General features: G+C 39.6%; 20 protein-coding genes and 1 pseudogene. 19 read left to right on the top strand and 2 right to left on the bottom strand.

The window, feature by feature from the left end:
• The first annotated feature begins 70 nt into the window (after positions 1 to 70).
• The gene (locus DCC39_RS11555; RefSeq protein WP_165820848.1) at positions 71 to 883 is read left to right on the top strand and encodes a sulfite exporter TauE/SafE family protein; all 813 of its coding nucleotides are present in this window, start codon (positions 71 to 73) and stop codon (positions 881 to 883) included.
• Between the two features lie 40 nt (positions 884 to 923).
• On the opposite strand, the gene DCC39_RS11560 is transcribed toward DCC39_RS11555, so the two are convergent.
• Positions 924 to 1439 carry a PepSY domain-containing protein gene (locus DCC39_RS11560; RefSeq protein ID WP_116555059.1) on the bottom strand — a complete coding sequence of 172 codons (516 nt, stop codon included), beginning with the start codon at positions 1437 to 1439 and terminating at the stop codon, positions 924 to 926.
• 156 nt (positions 1440 to 1595) lie between these two features.
• Here DCC39_RS11560 and DCC39_RS11565 point away from each other — a divergent pair, with 156 nt between their 5' ends.
• The 7 genes and pseudogenes from DCC39_RS11565 to DCC39_RS19460 all read left to right on the top strand — a co-directional run.
• Complete coding sequence (locus DCC39_RS11565) at positions 1596 to 2285, top strand: response regulator transcription factor (protein WP_116555060.1); 690 nt, start codon at positions 1596 to 1598, stop codon at positions 2283 to 2285.
• Positions 2286 to 2293: 8 nt separating this feature from the next.
• Positions 2294 to 3664 (top strand): sensor histidine kinase, encoded by a 1371-nt coding sequence (locus DCC39_RS11570; RefSeq protein WP_116555061.1) that lies wholly within the window; start codon positions 2294 to 2296, stop codon positions 3662 to 3664.
• Positions 3661 to 4149 (top strand): PepSY domain-containing protein, encoded by a 489-nt coding sequence (locus DCC39_RS11575; protein ID WP_116555062.1) that lies wholly within the window; start codon positions 3661 to 3663, stop codon positions 4147 to 4149. The genes DCC39_RS11570 and DCC39_RS11575 overlap by 4 nt, the downstream gene beginning before the upstream one ends.
• Positions 4150 to 4276: 127 nt before the next feature.
• Positions 4277 to 6004 (top strand): AAA family ATPase, encoded by a 1728-nt coding sequence (locus DCC39_RS11580; protein ID WP_407071852.1) that lies wholly within the window; start codon positions 4277 to 4279, stop codon positions 6002 to 6004.
• Between the two features lie 283 nt (positions 6005 to 6287).
• Positions 6288 to 6872 (top strand): PadR family transcriptional regulator, encoded by a 585-nt coding sequence (locus tag DCC39_RS11585; protein WP_116555064.1) that lies wholly within the window; start codon positions 6288 to 6290, stop codon positions 6870 to 6872.
• Positions 6873 to 6877: 5 nt separating this feature from the next.
• Positions 6878 to 7336 carry an SgcJ/EcaC family oxidoreductase gene (locus DCC39_RS11590; RefSeq protein WP_240613623.1) on the top strand — a complete coding sequence of 153 codons (459 nt, stop codon included), beginning with the start codon at positions 6878 to 6880 and terminating at the stop codon, positions 7334 to 7336.
• 118 nt (positions 7337 to 7454) lie between these two features.
• Positions 7455 to 7583: pseudogene (locus DCC39_RS19460) on the top strand (transposase); the annotation flags it as partial.
• Between the two features lie 72 nt (positions 7584 to 7655).
• On the opposite strand, the gene DCC39_RS11600 reads toward DCC39_RS19460, so the two are convergent.
• Positions 7656 to 7859, bottom strand: a complete 204-nt coding sequence (locus DCC39_RS11600) for a hypothetical protein (protein WP_116555066.1) — start codon at positions 7857 to 7859, stop codon at positions 7656 to 7658.
• Between the two features lie 231 nt (positions 7860 to 8090).
• On the opposite strand from DCC39_RS11600, the gene DCC39_RS11605 reads away from it, so the two are divergent.
• The 11 genes from DCC39_RS11605 to DCC39_RS11655 all read left to right on the top strand — a co-directional run bounded on the left by DCC39_RS11605 (position 8091) and on the right by DCC39_RS11655 (position 21942).
• Positions 8091 to 8654, top strand: coding sequence for an RNA polymerase sigma factor (locus DCC39_RS11605; protein ID WP_116555079.1), 564 nt, complete (start codon positions 8091 to 8093; stop codon positions 8652 to 8654).
• Complete coding sequence (locus DCC39_RS11610; RefSeq protein WP_116555067.1) at positions 8651 to 9112, top strand: hypothetical protein; 462 nt, start codon at positions 8651 to 8653, stop codon at positions 9110 to 9112. The genes DCC39_RS11605 and DCC39_RS11610 overlap by 4 nt, the downstream gene beginning before the upstream one ends.
• On the top strand, positions 9109 to 10185 hold the full coding sequence (locus DCC39_RS11615; protein ID WP_116555068.1) for a hypothetical protein: 1077 nt from the start codon (positions 9109 to 9111) through the stop codon (positions 10183 to 10185). The genes DCC39_RS11610 and DCC39_RS11615 overlap by 4 nt, the downstream gene beginning before the upstream one ends.
• Positions 10182 to 11123, top strand: a complete 942-nt coding sequence (locus DCC39_RS11620; RefSeq protein WP_116555069.1) for a LiaF transmembrane domain-containing protein — start codon at positions 10182 to 10184, stop codon at positions 11121 to 11123. The genes DCC39_RS11615 and DCC39_RS11620 overlap by 4 nt, the downstream gene beginning before the upstream one ends.
• A gap of 88 nt (positions 11124 to 11211) precedes the next feature.
• Positions 11212 to 12120 (top strand): diacylglycerol kinase, encoded by a 909-nt coding sequence (locus DCC39_RS11625; RefSeq protein WP_116555070.1) that lies wholly within the window; start codon positions 11212 to 11214, stop codon positions 12118 to 12120.
• A 335-nt stretch (positions 12121 to 12455) separates the two neighbouring features.
• Complete coding sequence (gene rlmD, locus DCC39_RS11630) at positions 12456 to 13835, top strand: 23S rRNA (uracil(1939)-C(5))-methyltransferase RlmD (RefSeq protein ID WP_116555071.1); 1380 nt, start codon at positions 12456 to 12458, stop codon at positions 13833 to 13835.
• 731 nt (positions 13836 to 14566) lie between these two features.
• Positions 14567 to 14857: a nucleotidyltransferase family protein gene (locus DCC39_RS11635; protein ID WP_205948501.1), complete on the top strand. Its 291-nt coding sequence runs from the start codon at positions 14567 to 14569 to the stop codon at positions 14855 to 14857.
• A 74-nt stretch (positions 14858 to 14931) separates the two neighbouring features.
• The gene (locus tag DCC39_RS11640; RefSeq protein WP_116555072.1) at positions 14932 to 15954 is read left to right on the top strand and encodes a Wadjet anti-phage system protein JetD domain-containing protein; all 1023 of its coding nucleotides are present in this window, start codon (positions 14932 to 14934) and stop codon (positions 15952 to 15954) included.
• Positions 15945 to 17456, top strand: coding sequence for a replicative DNA helicase (locus tag DCC39_RS11645; RefSeq protein ID WP_116555073.1), 1512 nt, complete (start codon positions 15945 to 15947; stop codon positions 17454 to 17456). The genes DCC39_RS11640 and DCC39_RS11645 overlap by 10 nt, the downstream gene beginning before the upstream one ends.
• The gene (locus tag DCC39_RS11650; RefSeq protein WP_116555074.1) at positions 17446 to 18180 is read left to right on the top strand and encodes a DUF6063 family protein; all 735 of its coding nucleotides are present in this window, start codon (positions 17446 to 17448) and stop codon (positions 18178 to 18180) included. Before DCC39_RS11645 ends, DCC39_RS11650 begins: the two co-directional genes overlap by 11 nt.
• Positions 18181 to 21942, top strand: a complete 3762-nt coding sequence (locus DCC39_RS11655; protein WP_116555075.1) for a coiled-coil domain-containing protein — start codon at positions 18181 to 18183, stop codon at positions 21940 to 21942.
• Positions 21943 to 22000: the final 58 nt, after the last annotated feature.

Here is a 22000-nt window from a genome sequence, read left to right on the forward strand (position 1 = left end):
TCTACAAACTCTGGTAAGATCTTTATAAACCAACATTGGGTGTTTTTGCTTCTATGCAAGGGGGAATTTTGTGTCTGTGCCTTTTTATAGTCTACTATTGGGTGGGATTATCGTCATTTTTGCTTCGGTTTTGCAGGTGATTACCGGTTTTGGCTTCGCGCTTGTCTCCATTCCGCTGCTTTTATATATTTTTCCCGGATATGAAGCGGTTTTTATTACCATGCTTTTGTCGTTAGCTGCTTTAGCTATTCAAACGAGAAACAATCGACATCTTGCCCGCTGGGATTTAATCTGGCGGCTGCTTATCGCCGGGCTGCCAGGAATTTTGATCGGGATTATGATTAGCGGGAGATTAAATGAGGCTTATTTAAAAGGGATCGTAGGCGCAGCTGTTTTAGGATACGTCATGATTCAATTGGCCAAAAATAGGCAAATCAACAAGGCCTCTAAAGAAACCTCAGCGGCACGGGAACCCGAAGGTTCGGTTGAAGAAACAGCGGAGGAACGTAAATTGCCTAGAGGGTTTTATATTGCTGGCTTTTTATCCGGCATTCTTACCGGGGCTGCAGGAATACCTGGTCCGCCGGTTGTGGCAGTGCTAATTCAAATCCTGCCAAAGGAAGCTTTTCGTGCGACAACCGTGCATTTTTTCTTAATTAATTATGCTTTTGCCGTCGTTGCGGCTTTTTGGATGTTGCCTTCCTTAGCCTCAATAAACTGGGGTAGTGTAGCAATCTTGGTAATCCCTTTATTCATCGGATATTTTCTCGGAAACTACATCCGGAAGTTTATTAATGAAACAACTTTTAAACGGCTTGTCTACGGTTTATTGATTGTAGTTGGAGTAACGTCGATTGGCCAAACATTTCTCCAGATCATTTAAACGCAAAAAAGCTGTTGAGTCTCGCTCAACAGCTCGTTTTTTAATCATCATCATGATCAATTTCTAATATCTTGCCTGTCATCGCATCAATATCTATGTTAACTTCACCATCTTTTGTTTGAATCTCAAGCTCATATACCCATTTCCCGTTATCGTGATCAAGCTCAGCTTCTTTTATGTCACCAGCCACTTCGTTTAAAGCAATTTCAGCGGCTTTGTCCATCGTAATTTTTGTATGCGGGGGTTTTTCATTTGCTGAATCATCATCGTAATCTTTTCTTTCCTTCTTTAAAACTTTGCCTGTTTCCGCGTCAATCTCAACTTCGAAACGTTCTTCTCCCTCGTTGAACTTCACTTCATACTCAGGCTTTCCATCATCATATTCAAAGTTAACATCAACATTGTCGCCTTTATACTCCTTTTCTACAATTTTCACAGCTTCTTCTTTTGATATTTTTGCCTGTTCATAAGCGGCGGAAGCTTTGTAGCCTGCAGTCCCTAACAAACTGACTCCAAGAACAGTAGAAAATGCGAGTATCATTGTTTTCTTTTTCATTTCATCTTCCCTCCTTGTGTTGATATTTACACTATAACTAACGAAAATGAGAATTCATGATGAGAAAGATTAGAATTTGATGAGAAATTTATGGTTTTTTAATAACAGTGATAAAATGTGTTTAAAAACAGCAAGACGAAACGGCAGGAGGGCAAAATGGCGAAAGAAAAGATTCTTATCGTTGAAGATGAAGAAAAAATTGCGCGGGTCATTAGCCTTGAACTGAATTATGAAGGGTATGAAACCGCAACAGCGAAAAACGGCAGAGAAGGGCTTGATATGCTTCAGGCACATCGCTGGGGTTTAGTGCTTCTAGATATTATGCTTCCTGAATTAAACGGCATTGAAGTGTTAAGAAGGATGCGCAGTTCGGGGGATTTGACACCTGTCATTCTACTGACGGCTAGGGATTCGCTACCTGATAAAGTGAGCGGACTTGACCAAGGGGCGAATGACTATATTACAAAGCCATTTAAAATCGAAGAATTGTTGGCGCGCATTCGGGCGATTCTCCGGACACATCGACAAATCAACCAAATGAAACAACAAGAACTCCTTACAATTGGCGACTTGACAGTCAATGAAAAAAGCCGTGAAGTAAATCGAAATGGGAAGCAAATTGAACTGACGCCCCGCGAATTTGATTTGCTTGTCTTTTTAATGAAGCATCCAAATCAAGTGCTGACAAGAGAGCAAATGTTATCCTCTGTGTGGGGCTTTGATTATGTTGGCGACACAAATGTCGTTGATGTGTATATCCGATATTTGCGACAGAAAGTTGAGAAGGGGGCCGAGACTTCCCTCATTCATACTGTTCGCGGAGTCGGCTATATGATGAAGGAGTAGTCAAACCGATGCATATTCGAAATGTAATCCAGCTATTTTCAACCGTTTTGCTTCTTATCCTGTTGCTCATTACGAATATTGCGGTTTATTTTTTATTTAAAAACCTAACGATCCAGAATGAAATGGAACGCAGCAGTCACCATACAACAGAAATCGCAAAAAATATTCAAATGGGTATAAATGAATCGGATCGGACTGCTCTTTTAAGAGCCTATTTGCCTGAGAACGGACTGATACGAGTGATCAACGCGCAAAACGAACCGATCGTTTCAGTCGTAAAACAAACTGTGCTGTCAAATCATGAAGCAGCCTTTTACAAATCACAATCTACAAAGGTACTCGAAGTAAATGGTGAACCATATGTCGCCTCTTATTTTCCTATCATTTGGAATAATGGGGAAGTGGCAACGCTTGAAGTGATGGAAAGCCTTGCTGCAACAGAGAACAACATGAATGTGTTAAAAATCGTCCTTATTGTGGCATCCCTCCTCATCCTGATTCCTTCTTATTTAGGGGGAATCGCTTTAAGCAAAATAATTTTAAAACCCATCAACACGATGATTGATACGATGGAAGAAATTCAACGAAAAGGTGTTTTCAAAAGGATCAGAAGCAAGCACCGTCCGAAAGATGAATTGTACAAAATGGCAAACACCTTTAACAGTATGATTGAAATACTTGAACGTAATTTTGAAAAGCAGCAACAATTCGTTTCAGACGCTTCCCATGAATTAAAAACGCCATTAACCATTATTGAAAGTTACGCGAATATGCTCAAGCGCTGGGGGATGAAAAGGCCTGATTTAGTTGAAGAATCGATTGACGCCATCTATTCTGAAGCAGGAAGAATGAGAGAAATGACAGAGCAAATGCTGCTGCTTGCAAAAAATGAGGAAGATTTGAACATGGCATTCACAACATTTAACTTATTCGACCTATGTGTAGAAACTGGGAAAACCTTTGAAAACGTGTATCAGCGTAAAGTTCATGTTCATTGTGGCGAGCGCTTAGTATATGTTCAGGCAGATGAGCAAAAAATCAAACAGATTCTCTATATTTTGCTTGATAATGCACGAAAGTATAGCTCTGAAGCCATTGATATCCATGTGGGACGAACAAACGGAAATGCTTACTTTTCTGTGGAAGATAAAGGAATTGGCATACCGAAGGAAAATCTTCATGCGGTCTTTGATCGTTTCTTTCGAGTGGATAAGTCACGAACGCGAACAAGCGGAGGAACAGGCCTTGGCCTCGCCATCGCAAAAAAAATCATTGATGCGCATCATGGAAACATTCAGATCGAAAGTGAAGAAAAGAAAGGAACGAAGGTGACCGTGATCCTGCCAAATCGCGTCCAAAATGATGAGGTGGAAAAATGAGAAAATGGATGATCATACTGGCAGCTGCAGTGTTTATATTTGGTGTTGGATTTGGTGTGCAGCGTCTTACAGCGAACGATAAGACACCGATAAATGAAAAAGAAGCAGCTGAAATGGTGAGGTCGCTCTATGGCGGAGACGTGACAAAGATGAAACAAAACGATCAGCAATTTCTCATTGAAGTACAAAACCAATTCGGAACGTATGGACTTGAGATGGACCGGCATACAGGCGACATCCAATCATTGCATCTCATACAAAAAAATCACAAGCAAATAAAAGAGGAACAAAGGGAAAAAATTGGAAAGGAAAAAGCTGCCGAAATTGCTTTGTCAAAGGTGAAAGGTGAAGTCGAAGACATTGAACTGGAAAGCTATGACGGCTCCCACGCATACAAAGTTGAAATTGAGACAGAAGAACAAGACGCCATCGTTTTCGTTCAAGCGTATACAGGTGAAATTCTAAGTTTTACATTCGAAGATTAGAATAGCCGACCGTTCACGAAGTCGTAACAGATTGTAAAAAAATGTAAAAAACACCGGTAATTTACCTGTTCAATTTACCCCTTCTTCACTATAATGGATAGTATATTAAAGAAGGAGTTGGGGAGGCTTGAAGTCAAACACTAGACTAGCAACTAAGATTATGATTCTCATCTTAGCCGTGTTAGGCATTTCAGCTGCCATTGGATGGGTTATCGTTGATTCTAACAAAGGAATCCCTGTGACATTTTCCAAATTGGAGCAAACGATTCAAGCGCAAAATGGCCAAACCGTTTCTCTTAAAGAAAAGTCAGATGGCACCCTCTATTTAAAGACAAAAGACGCCCTCTATGTTACCCAAGTTCGCCCACAGAGCCAAATGGTTGAAGAACTGGTTGAAAAATATAATATCACCTATAAATATTCAGACCAATCCCGCTACGGTGGATTAATTCTAGGCGGAATATTATTTATCGCACTCGCTGCGTTTTTAGCCATTATGCTAAAAGGTGGAGTCGGCACGAAATCTATGAAAAACAGCGCAGCCAAAACGACGCCCCTTCCAAATATCACGATGGATGATATTGGCGGCATTCCGATCGAAATGAAAGAAGAGATTTTACAGACATTATCCATCGTCAAAAACCCAAAACGATCCTTGCAAGTTGGAATTAAACCCCCGAAAGGAATCCTATTATATGGGCCGCCCGGAACAGGAAAAACGTTGCTTGCCCAAGCGATTGCGCGTGAAATAGGCGCGGCATTCTTTTCTTCGAGCGGAGCTGCTTTCACAGAGTTATTTGTCGGTGTCGGGGCAGCACGGGTACGTTCTCTCTTTCAAAACGCCAGAAAGCAAAAACCGGCTGTAATTTTCATAGATGAAGTTGATGCGCTCGCAGGCAAGCGGAAAGCACATGGAAGTGAAGAAGCGGAACGGACGCTAACAGAGCTGCTTGTGCAATTGGACGGCGGGAAAGACAATGACGGTATCCTGTTCATCGCGGCAACGAATAGAAAAGATATGCTTGATGATGCCTTTCTAAGGCCTGGCAGGATCGATTTTACATTCAATGTCCCTCTACCTGATACGAAAGGAAGAAGGGAAATCATCGACATTCATACGAAAGGAAAGCCACTTTCAGGCGACGTCGTTGCATCACTCGATATGCTCGCTGAGAGCACTTCAGGCTTCTCAGGCGCCGAGATTAGCTCATTATTTGAAACGGCTAGCAGAAGAGCTGTCCGAGATGGGCGTAAGCAAATTAACAAGAGCGATCTTGACTTTGCGATTGACCGTACAATTCTTGGAAGCACCTCGCGCTCGCTTAATGATTTCAATACGAAACGGCGCGTTGCGATTCACGAATCGGGCCATGCGCTTATTGCCGCAATTACGAAACCGGGATCGGTTAGAAAAGCAACGATTATTCCAAGGGGACAAGCACTTGGCTATGTCGCACCGATTCAAAAAGAACTTCATTTGTCGACAACAAGCGAATTGCTCGATCAAGTGAGCATGATCCTGGCCGGCGGGGTCGCTGAACGAATGTACCTTGGTGAACACAGCATCGGCGTAAGCGGAGATGTTCAACAAGCGAAAGAAATTATCGAGCAAATGGTTGATACAGGAATGCTTCAAGATGGATTCACACTAACGTTTAAAAACGATCAAAAAGAAGCAAAAATGCAGCAGCTTTTTGATGAAGCGATGATCAAAACAGAAAAACTCATCCGTGAAAACGAAGCACAATTTGAACAGTTAGTTGAAGCGTTAATGAAAAAAGAAACGCTGGAAGGTACTGAAGTTCAAGCGATTGTGGATGGAAAAGTTCTCGAAAAAGAACTTGTAATGGGTTAAGAAAATATAATGAACAAAGAAGATAGAAGAGGCATTCGTCTCTTCTTTTTTTTGTCGCCTCTTTTGAAGGTTGTGAATAATAGAAGTTTTTCTTCTTTAATAGTTATCTGCTAAGGAAGTAGTGATAATCATGCAGCCAATCGTCAGCACGGATCACGATAATAGGGAATTTTGAATTAGTGGCCATTTAGTCATTGACAAAGTGTTTGAAGCATATTATAGTTTTAACAAAATGGTTTTAAAAAAACTATAAAAACTCATAACGTCAATTGGAGTGTTTCATATGTATGAACTGCTTGTCTTGGCCTTATTAATGAAGTTTCCTTTACACGCCTACCTTATTTCGAAAATCGCCAACGATACCATCGGCCCTTGGGAAAAGTTTAGCAGGGGCACGCTTTCAACACTGCTAAATAAGTTAGAGAAAGATGGGCTCATTAAAGAAGCGGATTCAAAAAGTGTGCCATTTCCGTCTAAACGTTCCTCCCGCACTTTCGACATTACCTCGAAGGGGAGGGCGCGCTTTTATGAATTGATGATGGAAACTGAAAAGGGCCTTGGGAACTACCCAAAAGTTTTTCATATTAAAGCGATTTACTTTGAATTTTTGGAAGAGGAAGATCAACTTGCATTAATTAATCACTATATAAGGTATTGCCAAAAAGCTATTAACCATATCAAAGAACAACAGAAGGAATTTGATGACAACCCCGAAATGGTTAAGCCCGTTCAAGAATCCAGCTTTTATCAAACCATACGCAGCTTGATGGACCTGCAGCTCGAACAATGGGCTTTGGAATTGCGCTGGTCGAATGAACTCAAAGATCAGCTGAAAGCATCTATAACCAATAAGGAAAAAGGAGAGTAAAGACAATGACGATGGATTGGGCAAAAGAGAAAAAGGAAATTGAAACGGTATTTGATCATATGTTTGCGGCATGGAGCCGTGGGGACGCGAATGCCTACGCGCATTGCTTTACTGAAGATGTGGACTATGTGACGTTCTTCGGACAACACTTAAAAGGCAAACAAGAAGTAGAAGATTCCCATCATGAATTATTCAATGGCGTCTTAAAAGGCTCGCAAATGGAGGGGCGAATCACCGGCATTCGCTTTCTAAACGACCGCACAGCGATCGTCCACTGTATTGGCAATACGAAAATGCCGCGGCAAAAAGATTATCCGAAAAACCGTGAATCCATCAATACCAATATTCTTATTAAGCAAGGCGATGAATGGCTGATCACGGCCTTCCACAATTGCCGTATTAAAAAATTTAATTTTATCATTAGATGGTTGATGAACAGAAGCAAAGCGAAAAACCACTCCTAAAATCTGAACACAGTTAAATTAAAATAAAATTCCTAGGTGATGGTTATAACTCAAACATTAAGCCCAAGGCTATGCCCCGGAGAACAGAACAGGAAGTGCCGTGAGGAATGATGACAAAAGTCCTCCTTCAAAACTGAGCGTATCCGAATGGATGGGGTACCTCAAAGGAAAGAGTGCTCTCATGGTATTCGATCGTTTCCCACATATGAAACAAGGAAGCGGTAGACATTTATGGGCACGAGGATATTTGCTTTTCTAAATGCTTTTAAATATGGAAAGTGTACAAAATTCCTATTCATGGTATAATATATGTAGAAAATTATACACTATTAAAAACCGCCCCATGCGCCAACATGGAACGGTTACAATAAGACCAAACCCCATCAAGAGGGGCTAGGCACAAGTGAGACAGTGATCCCTCAAGGCCTGCTAAAGCGTATGAGGGGTCATTTTTTTCAGACATGATAAAAGCAATTAACATGCCGAAGGAGATCATCAGCGTAAGTGCGATTTCCACATCCATGGGCAACACCTCCCTTCATAGGAAATATTCCCAGAAGGTGCAAACGATGTGCCTACCCCTCATGCAAAGCCGGTCTCTTGTATTTCTATTATATCATATAGGATCGTTTGTTCCTATACAAACTAACGATGGATAGATTCTCATAAATTGAGGATCTATTTTTTGTTTCTCGCGTCATTACCAAATAAAGTGTATAACATTGCAGCCATCATTCGTTTATTATTTAGAGAGATGGGAAAGGAGGGGAGAGAAGATTTGGATCAAGCGTTAATTGAAAAAGTCAAACAAGGTGATGAACATGCCTTCCGCCTCATCATCGAGAAATACCGAAACCTCGTTTTTCATTCGGTCTATGGGATTCTTCGAAATCAAAAAGACGCCGAAGATGCTTCCCAAGAAGTCTTTCTCAAAATCTACCTCTCCCTTCCAGATTATGAGAACCAGGGCTTCAAGACATGGATATCGAGAATTGCGGTAAACCATGCCATCGATATGAAACGTAAGGCATACCGCAAGCGAGAAGAAGCTTCAGAGGACTTCCTTATTGATTTAAAGGAATCAACGGAAAACATCGAAAACCAAATCATCAAAAAAGAAATGAAACAACTCGTATTTAGACGGATAGATGAGTTACCGCAAAATTATCGTGACGTCATTTATGGCTACTACATAGAGGAAAAGTCGTACCAACAAATGGCTGAAGAACAAAACGTGAAAAAAGAAACCATCGCAACAAAGCTTCACCGTGCAAGATTGTGGATGAAAAAGCATTGGAAGGAGAGCGATTTCTCATGAGTCATTTTCAGTATGAAGACTGGATGAACTATGTTGAAGAAAAAATCGATGAAAAGGCTCGGGCAACTTACGAAAACCACCTTTACGACTGCAGCCAATGTCTTGAGTTGTATATAAAAGCGGTAGAAGCTCATGAACAATCATTTCCAAACATCATCGATGAAAATTTTACTAACAGCGTGATTGAAAAAATTCCACTAAAAGATCATAATGCTAAACCGCGGGTAAATAATCGAAAATCTCTTTTCCAAAGTTCAGTCTTTCATTATTTCATCGCTGCAGCCATCACGCTCATGTTGATGTCTTCTGGATTGTTTGCACAGCTGACACAGATTGCAAGTAATTTTGAAGAAAAGGTGGAAAAGGAACACCATCAGCCACTTACGGAGGAATTAATGAAAAAAACATTAACTTGGATCCCTGACATTGAAAAAACAAAGGAGGCGAAAAGACGATGAAAACTCCAATCATTGCATTTTTACTCGCATTTTTTCCTGGAGGAGGCCTGCTTTATTTAGGAAAAATTCGCGGTTTGTTTTATACATTGGCTGTATTTGGTATTCCTTTTCTGTCGTTTATAATGTACCAATGGACTGCTATTGAACCTTTTATCGTATTTGCTTTGGGCGGTTTGCTCATGTATATCATTAATTTTGTTGATACAGTTGTGACCGCATCCAAGTTGATTCGAACTAATGAAGGAGCGAGTCACACAACAAGCGCAAACCCAAATTTTGAATCTGAACGATTCTTTACGATCATTCTCTCGATGATTCCCGGCCTCGGGCATTTCCAGCTCGGCTTAATGAACAGAGGGTTAACACTATTAGTTTCTTTTTTCGGGTTAGGCGCAATGGTAGTATTCGTTACAGGTTTGGCAGGTCGCGGTGAGTTTCTTATTTTTCTCGCGCTCTTGCCTGTCATATGGGTGTACAGCTTTTTTGATGGGATGCAGCTTTTAAATAAAAAACAAAAAGGCGAAGAACTTGTTGATCGTTCGCTTCTTGAAGATTTTGAAACACGGAGGGAAGACGGGAAGAAAAGCAAAGCCATCGCAACGCTTCTTTCGATTTTTCCGGGAGCGGGACATCTTTATCTTGGATTGCAGCGAAGAGGCGTCCAACTCATGGCGGCATTCTTGTTTTCGATTTACATTTTAGACGTGTTGCATTTGGGGATTTTCTTGTTCCTTGTTCCAATTATTTGGTTTTACAGCTTTTTTGACGGACTGCAAAAAGCGTCAAAGCTTGGAATAGAGCCACTGGAAGATACACCGGTCATTTCCTACTTTATTAACAACCAAAAATGGGTCGGCATCGGACTTGTGCTTCTTGGATGCTACTATTTGATTACGAATATTTTATTGCCTGTCTTTTCACCAATCATTCAGGAATATTTTAACGTTGATTTCGCTTATTGGTTTAGCCGATATTTTCAAATCACTGTTGTATGCATCTTGCTTATCGGCGGGGGGATTAAGCTGTTGTCTGGAAGCAGAGAAAAAACACGGGACAAGGAGGCTTCAGAATGAGAACATGGCGCGTCGGAACAATTTCCATGGGGGCAACGCTTGTTTTCCTAGGCGTTTTCCTCATTTTATCCCAATTATTTGATTGGAAGTTTGCTTATGTTATGACGAGTTGGTGGCCATTTCTACTTATTGTGCTAGGTTTGGAAATTCTTTTTTACCTTTTTGTATCAAACAAGGAAAATTCCCTGATTAAATACGATTTTCTAAGCATTTTTTTCGTGGGCATCATTGGTTTTATCGGTATTGGTTTTACGGTAATGAGTGCTGCAGGTGTCTTAGATAAAGTGCATGACTGGATGAAGTATGAAATGAAAACAACCGATCTCCCAGCTTATTCCTCATCGCTGGATCATAATATTACACGTGTCGTTGTCGACACAGGCCCACATCCGTTGACAATCGAAACAGGGAAAGAGAAAGAACTCTCAATCTTTGGTACGTACCGAGCAGAAGTATTAAACGGGAAAGCTGCGCTAACCTCGAATAAAGATTATATCTCCGCCAAAAAACAAGGGGACACCCTTTATATCACTTTGAAAGGACTTCCTGACTTGCATAACCCTTTTGGTTCATATCAAGAAATGAATGCCACCATGGTCGTGCCAGACAATATTAATCTAGAAGTAAACGCGAATTACCAATCGCTCACTGTGAAGCCGAGAAAATTGCACAATAACTGGTCGATTGGTGAAGCATCTGATTTAAACCTTCAGCTTGCAACGAACGAAAACATTACACTAACCGCGGAAAATGTCGAGCATATCGAAGGGCAAAGCGACAAATGGAAGCTTGTCGAAACAAAGGGAGATTTGAACAAGGAGCATGCAGAAGAGATGGAGCCGGAGCAACAATCAGGGACACTAAAGATTGGCAAAGGAACGTACTTGGTAAATGTATCAAATACTTCCAACTTAACTGTCACCATGGCAAAAAATTAAATGAAAAAAATTGCATTATCTTGTACAGTTGTTCTATTATTTAGGAAGGAGTCGATTTTTCGACAGAGAAAAGAACAGGTGATCAAGAATGAAAAGAGCAAGGCTCATTTATAACCCATCAGCGGGCAGAGAACAAGTAAAACGGCATCTTCCTTATATTTTAAGGCGCCTTGAAGAAGCAGGTTTCGAAACTTCGACACACGCAACAACAGGCGATGGCTCCGCCAGAAATGCCGCGAATGTGGCTGCTGAACGCGAATTTGACCTTGTGATTGCCGCAGGGGGAGACGGCACAATCAATGAGGTAATCAATGGTTTCGCGGAGAAACCGAAGAGGCCAACCCTCGGCATTTTGCCTGCAGGAACAACGAACGATTTTGCCCGCGCCGTAGGCATCCCGCGTACCATTGAAAAAGCATGTGATGTTCTATGCAATGGGGTTGAGATTCCTGTTGATATTGGCAAAGTAAATGATAAATATTTTATTAATATTGCTGGTGGCGGAAAGCTTACCGAATTAACGTATGACGTTCCGGTCAAACTAAAAACATTAATCGGACAACTTGCTTACTATTTAAAAGGGATTGAAATGCTTCCCCAAGTAAGGCCGACAGCAGTGCAAATCGAATATGACGGCAAGTTTTTCGAAGGCGAGATAATGCTTTTCCTTGTTTCAAATACAAACTCAGTCGGCGGATTTGAAAAGTTACTTCCTAAAGCCGCGATTGATGACGGACTCTTTGATCTATTAATTGTCAAAAAAATGAACCTTGCTGAATTTATCCGTCTAGCAACATTAGCCATTCGGGGGGAACATTTGGACGATCAGCACGTTATCTATACAAAGGCAAACCTAGTGAAAGTTCATACACAAGACAAAATGCAGCTTAATTTAGACGGCGAATACGGAGGCTTATTGCCGGGGGAATTTGTGAACTTATATCAACATATTAAATTGCTTGCACCAAAGGATACGATACAAAAATTAGAGCAGTAAAGCAGACAGCACCAATATTGTCTGCTTTCTTTTACTATAAATACGTGTTCAAAAAGGAGGACAAAAAGAGCCAATTTCAACTAAAGGCAGGCCACGTCCTGTGGCCAACGTTGAAATGTCGCCATCCTGGCTCCTTCGAGGAAGCAAAGTTCTGAGGAACGGACTTGCACAGGAGGTGCTGACTTCTGCGTTGTGCACAGGACGTGCACGTTTTTAGCAGAAGAAACCTTCCCGTTTGTAGGATACGTGAGTACCGCAAGAACGAAGCTGACGAAGAAATTCGACAGCTATTTTTACCGGACTTTTTGATTAACCTCTAAAAAGGATGAAAAATCATGGCAAAACAGACAATCCCCGTTCAAAAAAATGATATCATCGAAGTTGAATTTCAGGACATGACCCACGATGGATCAGGTGTCGCAAAAGTAAACGGCTACACATTATTCGTCCCTTACGGCCTGCCAGGGGAAAAAGCGAAAGTAAAAGTTCTTAAAACAAAAAAAGCCTATGGCTACGGCAAACTGTTACAACTGACGTCAGAAAGTGAATTTCGAACAGAGCCTAGCTGTCCGATTTACAATCAGTGCGGCGGCTGCCAGCTACAGCACCTCACGTACGAAGGCCAGCTAAACTATAAGCAAAAACAAGTCCAAGACGCCCTTGCCCGAATTGGAGGCTTGGAGCATGTACACGTCCACCCCGTTATCGGCATGGAGCCCCCTTGGCGTTACCGAAACAAAGCGCAAGTGCCTGTTGGCGAAGAAGAGGCTGGACTCATCGCCGGTTTTTACCAAAAAAGCAGCCATCGAATTATCAATATGGAAGCATGCTTGATTCAAGAAGAATCCAATGATCAAGTTGTCAACATCGTTAAACGAATCGCGAACGACCTCGGTATCAGCGCCTATGACGAACAGGAACACCGCGGTGTACTTAGGCACATCATTGCGAAATACGGAAAACAAACAAAAGAAATTATGGTCGTTCTTATCACAAAAACAAAAGACCTCCCTCACAAAAAGCAGCTCATTGAAAGAATCACAAAAGAAATCCCAAACGTGAAATCCATCGTCCATAATGTCAATCCAAAGCGGACAAATGTCATCTTTGGTGATGAGACAAGCACCATCTGGGGAGAGCCATACATTTACGACTATATCGGAGACATTAAATTTGCCATCTCTGCAAGATCCTTTTACCAAGTTAACCCAGTCCAGACGAAAGTTTTATACGATAAAGCACTCGAATACGCCGCACTCACTGGAAAAGAAACTGTTATTGACGCTTACTGCGGCATTGGTACAATCTCATTATTCCTGGCTAAACAAGCCCACAAAGTGTACGGGGTCGAAATTGTCGGGGAAGCCATTGCTGACGCCAAGAGAAACGCAAGGCTCAACCATATCGAAAACGCCGAATTCGCCGTCGGCCAAGCGGAAAAGGTTATCCCATGGTGGCACAAACAAGGCATTCAAGCAGCTGTTATTGTCGTTGACCCGCCGAGAAAGGGATGTGATGAGGTTTTGCTTAAGACGATCATTGCTATGAATCCGGAGCGCATCGTGTATGTCTCATGCAACCCAGCGACATTAGCACGCGATTTGAGGATTTTGGAAGATGGCGGATTTGAGACGAAGGAAGTACAGCCGGTGGATATGTTTCCGCATACGACACACGTGGAGTGCGTGGCATTGATGTCAAGGGTTGAGAAATAGAAGGGCTGTATATGCCTATAAACAAAGGGTTTCCAGACATTGAGCTTTTCTCTCGGCTGATTGGCCGGAAGTTCTCATATCGGGAAACCAATGTACTACGCAATATTTCATTGAAGGGCGGGTTATTATAAAAAGGATTTATAAAGGGAGATTTTATGAATAAGAAAGAAATTGTAACTAAGGAAAATCTAATAATAGTATTGGATTTATTAGATGAATCAATTTCATAAGTTAAACCCTAAGCACACCGATAAATAGTGGTATTAAAACATACCAAGATTCAATAGTAAACATAATTGACATTTCGTCCATAAAAAATCCTCCTGAAATTATCTTTATTTTTAAACACAAGATAAGTTTAGATGGAGATTCTAAAGATTTTTTAAAGAAGAATTAAAAGATATATAAAATTTTATGTTGCTGAAGAACGTGAGAAAATTTGTATTATACTCTAGACGCCAAAAAGTGTAAAAGGTAGCATTCCTGTAATGAAGAAACTTGAGGTTTAACAAAAAAAGAGCCCTCTTGGTGTAAAAACAGGATGTCGATGCATCGACTATGGATTACGGTTGGCACAACATTCGCCAAGCGTGAACTGTCCAGTCTTCTCTAACAGTACGACTTTATTCTTAACAAATGTAGATTGTTATTATTGAAACTTTAGAGTATAAGATGAAATATAGAATAAATCATTGTAAAATAAGTGTACGAAGCAATTTGGAGGTGATCCTGTGTCCATAAGTATGAAGCTGAAAGACAATCGAGAAGAAATTTTAAGAATTGCTAAAGAAAATGGAATTAAAAATTTAAAACTATTTGGCTCTGTTGCAAGATCAGAAGATGGTGAAGAAAGTGACATTGATTTATTAGTAAGTTTTGAAGAAGGGAAAAGTTTATTCGACTTAATTAGATTTAAACAGGAAATGGAAGAAATAATGGGTAAAAACGTTGATGTACTGACAGAAAACGCTATTCATCATAGCATAAAAGAGAAAATTTTAAATGAGGCAATCCCATTATGAAAAATGATCATGTGTATCTCACTCATATTTTAGAATGCATCCAGAACATTAACCTTTGAAAGTTGAGATGGTGTATGAAAGATAGATTAGTTTTAATCCTTGAATCAGCTAGAAAGTCAACTATAACACTTAGTGAATTAGAAAAGGTTGCAAATACTTGTGATAGATATGATGATTTTGCTGCGTCAGTTCAAGTTTTAATAAATGAAGGTTTTATTTCAGCGATAAGGAGCCATGGAACCAATTGGAAAGGATTACCTAATAGTTTTCGAATTCAAAAAGGGAAAGTAAACCAGCCTTTAATAGAAGAAATTCAAAAGATGCAGTTTAAAGTCCATCCTGCCATAGATTTAAGCCCTTATTTTTCGCTTTCCAAAAAGAAATGGCTGGAGGATAAAGCATACATAGTATTGATCGATGCGTATTTAAAGAAAAACGGACTACCTACCATCCCCACCAATAGCTCGGGTCGTTCTTATGAAATAATGAAGGATGAGAAATGGATTGATGAGCAGGGTGGAAAAGCTCTGTTAGATAAGCTGAATCTATGGGATAAGTTGAAGATCATTAAAACCCCAGACCCCCTCATGTTTGCAATAAACCCGAACGAGCTTCTGTCAAATCAAAGCGTACATAGACACCTCATTGTAGAAAATAAAGCAACCTATTCCGGATTAATAGATTTATTATTAAATACCAGTTTCACTACACTTATATACGGTTCAGGATGGAAAATCTCTTCAAGTCTAAACCAATTATCCAAGCAGGTCGGCCTCACTGACAAGGAAATTCAACATAAAATTTATTATTTTGGCGACTTAGATTATGAAGGGGTTAGTATTTTCAACCACGTCTACGAAAAATACAACATGAATTTGGCCACATCTTTTTATGAGGCCATGCTTAGAAAACCTTACTTTGAAGGGAAAGAAAATCAAATGAGGAATGAAGTGGCGTTACAGCACTTTTTACATTATTTTAGTAAAAAAGATCAGGAGGCCATAGTATCCATGTTTCAGGAAAATGGTTACTATCCTCAAGAATCGTTAACGAAGGAAGAGCTACATCATATTTGGAGGAACACATTATGGACTTAGAATTAAAAGGGATAACGGAAAACTACCGTGAACGAATGCAGCGATTAGCATTATTCGATCCGTTATTCCGATTAGAAAACAAGCGGGAAAAGGATGAAAAAAATCAACCGATTGACTACTTCGGTTATGGTTTATTAACCCTGTTATTTTTCTTTGAAAACATGTTAATTAGAAACAAAAAGACTAGTACACAAGATTTAGCTCAATATCTTTTTGCGTTAAACCGTGGTGAATACTCCCTCTCCCTTGAAGGCTTTGAAAAGGTTGCTCGAACCATCGTGGAGACCTTTCGTCCACCGAGTGGAAAGAGGAATGAAAAAACATTTTATAATTGGGAAACGAGGGAGTATGAATCCGTCCATTATTCCATTTTGAAAGCCGATCGAGCAGATATCAATTCGAATACCCAATATTATAAATTAGATGAACAAGGGCTAGAACTCGTTTTTGCGACGAAGGAGTATTTCACCGAGTTTCAACTATCCATTAACCAGTTAGTCTTAAGGAAACAGCTTGAAAAAGGGGAATTTATCGGAGCCTTAAGGCAAATTGATGAAATGCATATTGATGTGGAATCATTAAGAAATCGAATGACGATTGTGAAACATGAAATTCAACGAAATATCATCTCGGATGAAACATATGAACGTTATAAACAAATGGTTGAGGATATCAATGCCCGATTAATAAGGGAAAATGAAGAATTCTCTGAATTACATACATTTGTAAAAGAGACTAAGAATCGCTTGGCCTACGATATGAATTCGGAAAAGGAGCGAAAAGCTTACGAACTAATCTTGCAGATTGATCGGGAGCTTGGGGAAGTGCATCATATCCATACGATGTTATTGAAGGAAAGTATTGATTTAAAAACGACGGCGTTACATGCTGCTGGGGAGGCTCTCTATTTTGTAGGTATTGACTCTTTTAACTTTAAACAAGAAATTACAGCTCCACTAGTAAGTAAGCCTTTGCCTCTAGTCGCATCAAAAAGATTAATAGAGCCATTTCTAAAAATTGAACAGAGCGAAACCTGGTCTCCGCTAGTGATTTTTTCAGAGCAACGTATTGAAACTCATGATGGGATAGAGCGAACGAATGACTTTGATGAACTTTCTGACGAGGCATTACAGGAACTAGAAAATGCTCAGGTTCAGAAATTATTTGGGGATATTATGACCCTTCTTCTGAAGATAATGGAAGGAAAAGATGTGATAACCTTAAACGAAGTGATCGAAAGAACTCGTGTAGAGGATCCTAACTGGTTGAATAGAAGACTATTTTATCAATTCTGGTATGTTATGCATCAACGATCACCCATTATTCATGAAAAAACAGAGGAAAGTAATGGGTCTCTATTTGAAGAAGTTTTAGAGTTAATTAAACACAAATACTCCTCAATAGAAATAGAAGAATTACCTGAAATTACGATAGTGACGGAGCGGTTTTCTATCCAAAACATGGAGCTTCGTTTAATGGTAGGTGAAGAAGATGGACTATAGACAAGAAGAAGTAATAAAAGCTTTTCGAATTTATGCAAAAATTAGTCAAAAGGGATTTAGTGAGGGTGATGAACTCAGATTGTATTTGGCAGAAGACAAGGTTAGAGGGCTAGTAGATCAATTTGCCAAAGAAGTCGATTGTACCATATTCTCTGTTGGGGAACGCCTCTACTTCGTACCATTGGCGGTACATTCCCCCTTTCATATTTCGAATGATACATTGAAAAAAACTTATTTTACGGGAAAAACAGTCAATGCAGATATTTATTTTATGTATGTGACCATTATTATCCTTATTGGAGAATTTTACGATAGTTATCAAACGACAGAGCCAACGCGCGATTTCATTTCGATGAATGACTGGCTTGAACAAGTGAATGAAAGGCTAGAGACATTGCAAGCAATCGGGGAAGAAGAATTAAAAGAGCTTGAAAAGGAATATGAGTATAACTGGAGTGCCATTATTGGGAAATGGAAGGATATGGATGATTTAAAAGAAACAGCCAAATCCCAATCTGGAAGAACGATTAGTAGACTTAGTTTTCTTCATACGGTGAAACGGTTTTTAGTGATGCAAGAATTAGTGCAAGACATTGGGAACGATGAATTGCAATTAACAGAAAAAGCGAAAGTGATTGTCCAAAGGTATTTTATGGAGTTGGAGTATAACCGGGGGATTTTAGAATTTATTTACTCGATTGATCGACAAAAGGAGGAGGTATAAATGCCCTCTATTTCAAAAATTAGGTTCACCAATGTCGTGTATGAAGGTGGAGCAAAGCGATACAACGATGATATTTTCCTATTTGATAGCCATAATGGGGCGATTTTATTGGAAAATGGTGGAGGAAAAACTGTATTTATTCAAGCGGCGCTCCAGGCGATTTTGCCTAATGCAGAATTAGCAGAGCGCAAATTAAAGGAAACCCTTTCCCTAGAGTCTTCAAGTTCTCATATTGCGATAGAATGGATAATCACTGAACGGCCGAGACGTTACGCCCTTACCGCAGTCACCTTATATATGGAAAAAGAAGGGGTTAAATCATATTGTTACACCTATGAGTATGAAGAAGGGGACAAGCATCGAATTGAGGAATTGCCCTTTGTTAGAACAACTCCAAATGGAAAACTTCGACCTGCGAATCGTGATGAGATGAATGATTATTATTCAACGATGAAGTCGTCACATCCTTTAAAAGCGAGTACATTTGATACGGTAAAAAGCTATCATCAGCATTTAGAAGAGCGATTCAAAATAATTGCTTCAGAGTGGAAGAAAATCACTGTCATCAATAGCTCTGAAGGTGGAGTAGAAAGTTTTTTTGATGGCTGCAAAACGACTTCCCAACTTGTGGACCAATTGCTTATTCCAACGGTCGAGGAGGCAATCGCCGGAAAAGGTTCAATCGATTTTGTCCAAACCTTTGAGAAGCAGCGGGAGCATTTTAAAGCCCATAAAAGATTACGTCGTGTAATTGAAGAGAATCAACAAGTAGAAAAGGAAATTGAAAGTTATGCATCTTCCTTCAAGCAATTAGATCAAGTCGAAAAACAACTAGAGGAACAGAAGGTAAATGTGAAATCACTGTACAATCATACGAAGGCTGAGCAGGAAGAAACAAGGGAAACTTTAAGAAATATTCAATCTAGCATAGAAAATTGGCAAGTTGAGCAGGATGAGTGGGAACGGAGGAGCAAATCCTATGAGCTCTCTCTGTTGCAGCAAAAGAAAGATGCGGCATTTGACAAGTATAAAGTGGAAAAAGAGGAATTCGATCAATTCGTACATGGGCAAAAAGAAAAGAATAACCGCTTAACACAACTAAGGGTTGCGAAAGTTCATAAGGATATAAAGAAAAATGAGGAATTACGCCTTCATTATTTAGAGCAACTCAGCTCCCTAAAAAAAGATGAAGAAACTGTCGAACTTGAGGAGCTATTAGCAGACAATACTGCTTTTTTGAAAGGGTATTTCACCCAGGAAGAAGAGAAAATAGAACGAATTATAAAGTTAGTTGAACATCAAAAAAGTAGGAAGCAGGATGAAATAGAACAAGAGGAAAAGGTTCATGCAAGTCTTGAAAATGATGCTAAGACGAAAAGACTAAAAGATAGAGAGCTAAATACTAAAACTGAGCATATAGAAAAAGATATGCAAGAAATTACGAAAGAAATATTGGCGAACCCACTTAAAGAAAGTGTAGAGGGTGAGTTTCCGAAATGGGAGCGTGATTTCGGGTGCTATCATGAAGAAATGGTCGCTTTTGATAGTCATATAAAAGCATTAGAGCACTCAAAACAGGAACTTAAGGAAGCGATCCCAAATGTACAAAAGGAGTACGATAACTTTCGGGATGAAGTAACAAAATACAAGCAACAAATAAAAGTAATCGAACACCAACAAAACGAAATCTTATCTGAACTAGTGGCACGAATGCCCCAATGGATGTATTACAATTCGATTTATGAAAAAGAAGAAACCATTTTCGCGCAGCTTGAAGAAAGAGTGGAAAAGCTTTCAAAAGAAAAAGAAGATTTATTATTCAAAGAAAGACAGGCAACTAGATTCGCTGATGACTATCAAAATAATCCGTCATTTACCGCAGACCCCAAGCTTGAGTTATGGAGAAATCGTTGGCGAAACCAATTTACCTATCTTGAACTAGGAACTGATTTTGTTCAGCAAGCGGCTCGTTCGTTGGAAGGTTCGGTGGAAGAATATTTTCTCAAATATCCGTATTGGTCCATCACATTTATTGTGACGGAAGCAGAAGTGATGAAGTTACGTGATAAGTTGTATGCAGTTGAACTTGAGATGTCTCATCCGGTATACATTTGTACGGAGGAAGAAGCCCGAACGTTGATTAGGGGACAGGAGAAACCTAATGACCAACAGATTTTTCCTCGTATTTGGAAAGAAAACCTCTCGATCGAAAAGTTTAATCACTGGAAGATTGAGGTCGAAAAGCAAGCGAATGAATCGAAGAATGAGCGGACTAAGAAAGAATCAGAGCTTCAAAGCTGGAGGGAAGTTTTTTCGAAGGTTCGTGAATTTATTCTGAGATATCCATTCGAGCAGTACACTCATCTAAAAGAACAATTAAGAGTAGCTTCGGAGGAAGAAGCAAAACAAAAACGAGTGTTGCATGAGCTCAATGCGAAGGTAGAGAGCAACGAAAGAGAGATAGAAGATTATACGAAGCGATTATCCGAGGCCAAGGATATTTATAATGGACTAGAGTCCAAGCTCTCTAAAGGCAGAAATTATTTTACGAAAAAGAAAGACTGGGAGTTCTACATGAAAGAACTCATAAGAATTTGTGAGAAAATGGATAAAGTAACGAAAGAAATAGAAAAAATAGGAAGACTTCTGGCTAATCTTTCAGACGAACTTGATGAACTAGATAGGCAATTAAGTCTAGCCAAGGAGCCATTATATGTTCTAAGAGGGGATACTTATTATAAAGAAGTAGCAAAGGAAGAACCGAAATTTTCTTCCAAAAGTTATGAGCTATTAGTAAATGAACGGAAATCATTGAGAAGAAAGTTAGATGATAAGCAAGAAGGCAGGGAGTTACTAGAAGAAAAAATAGAAACAGTGAATAAGAAACTTGAAGAGTTAACCGGTGAAAAAACCCTGTTAGAGCAACAATATGGATTAGTAGAAGCAATTGAATTTCCAGCTCACGGGACAGAAGAAATTACCCAGCTTAGCAAATCGATTAAAGATTTAGAAGGAAGAATCGAAACGTTAAGAACGACAGTGGATGGACTTAAAGAGCAGTGGTATAAAGCAAGTCATGAATATGAGATTCGTAAGGGTGATTTTCAAAAATTATATCAGGAAATTGAAATCTTTAATGTTTCCCATACAGAGGTAAAGGAACAGCTTAATGTAGAGCGAAAAAGGTTGCAGGAAAGATTCAATTTTTTAACGGGGGAACAAAAAAGATACGAGTTATTGGAAAGGGAAATAGAAAAAGCCATAAATGAATTAGAGAAGCAAGATATGCTCTTTGCATTCTTGCATGAAAGTGTTCCGAAACGTCTACTAGAAGAACAAATCAAACAAGATTATGCGTATAAACGGATGGAGATTGTTTCTCATTCGGTCGATGACCTGTCATCTATAAGAGAAAAAGTACTTTCTTTGCAGAAAAAGCGCGATCGTGAAAAAGCACAATTCATTAGGTTTTGTCACGAAAAAATTATCGATATTAAACTACGAAATACATGTATTACAGGAATCGAACATAAACTTAACTTTGGCGATGTAATCGAATGGCAAGAAAAAATGAGCGATCGAATTCAACGAACTGTGAGAATTGCCGAAGAAGACATGAGGGAACATGACAAGCAACTACAACAATTTATCTCCCATCTCCATCTTTACTTACGAACCATTGCTGATGAACTAAGGTTAATTCCAAGGCAGACGCGGGTAAAGGTAGAAGATAAATCAAAAGACATTTATATCTGTTTATAGTAATCTAAAACTGGGCCACCATGGTAATTGAAAAGTCCCCCACTGTTATAATAAACTC

Origin of the sequence: Pueribacillus theae (assembly GCF_003097615.1) — a bacterium.
GTDB classification, from domain to species: domain Bacteria; phylum Bacillota; class Bacilli; order Bacillales; family UBA6769; genus Pueribacillus; species Pueribacillus theae.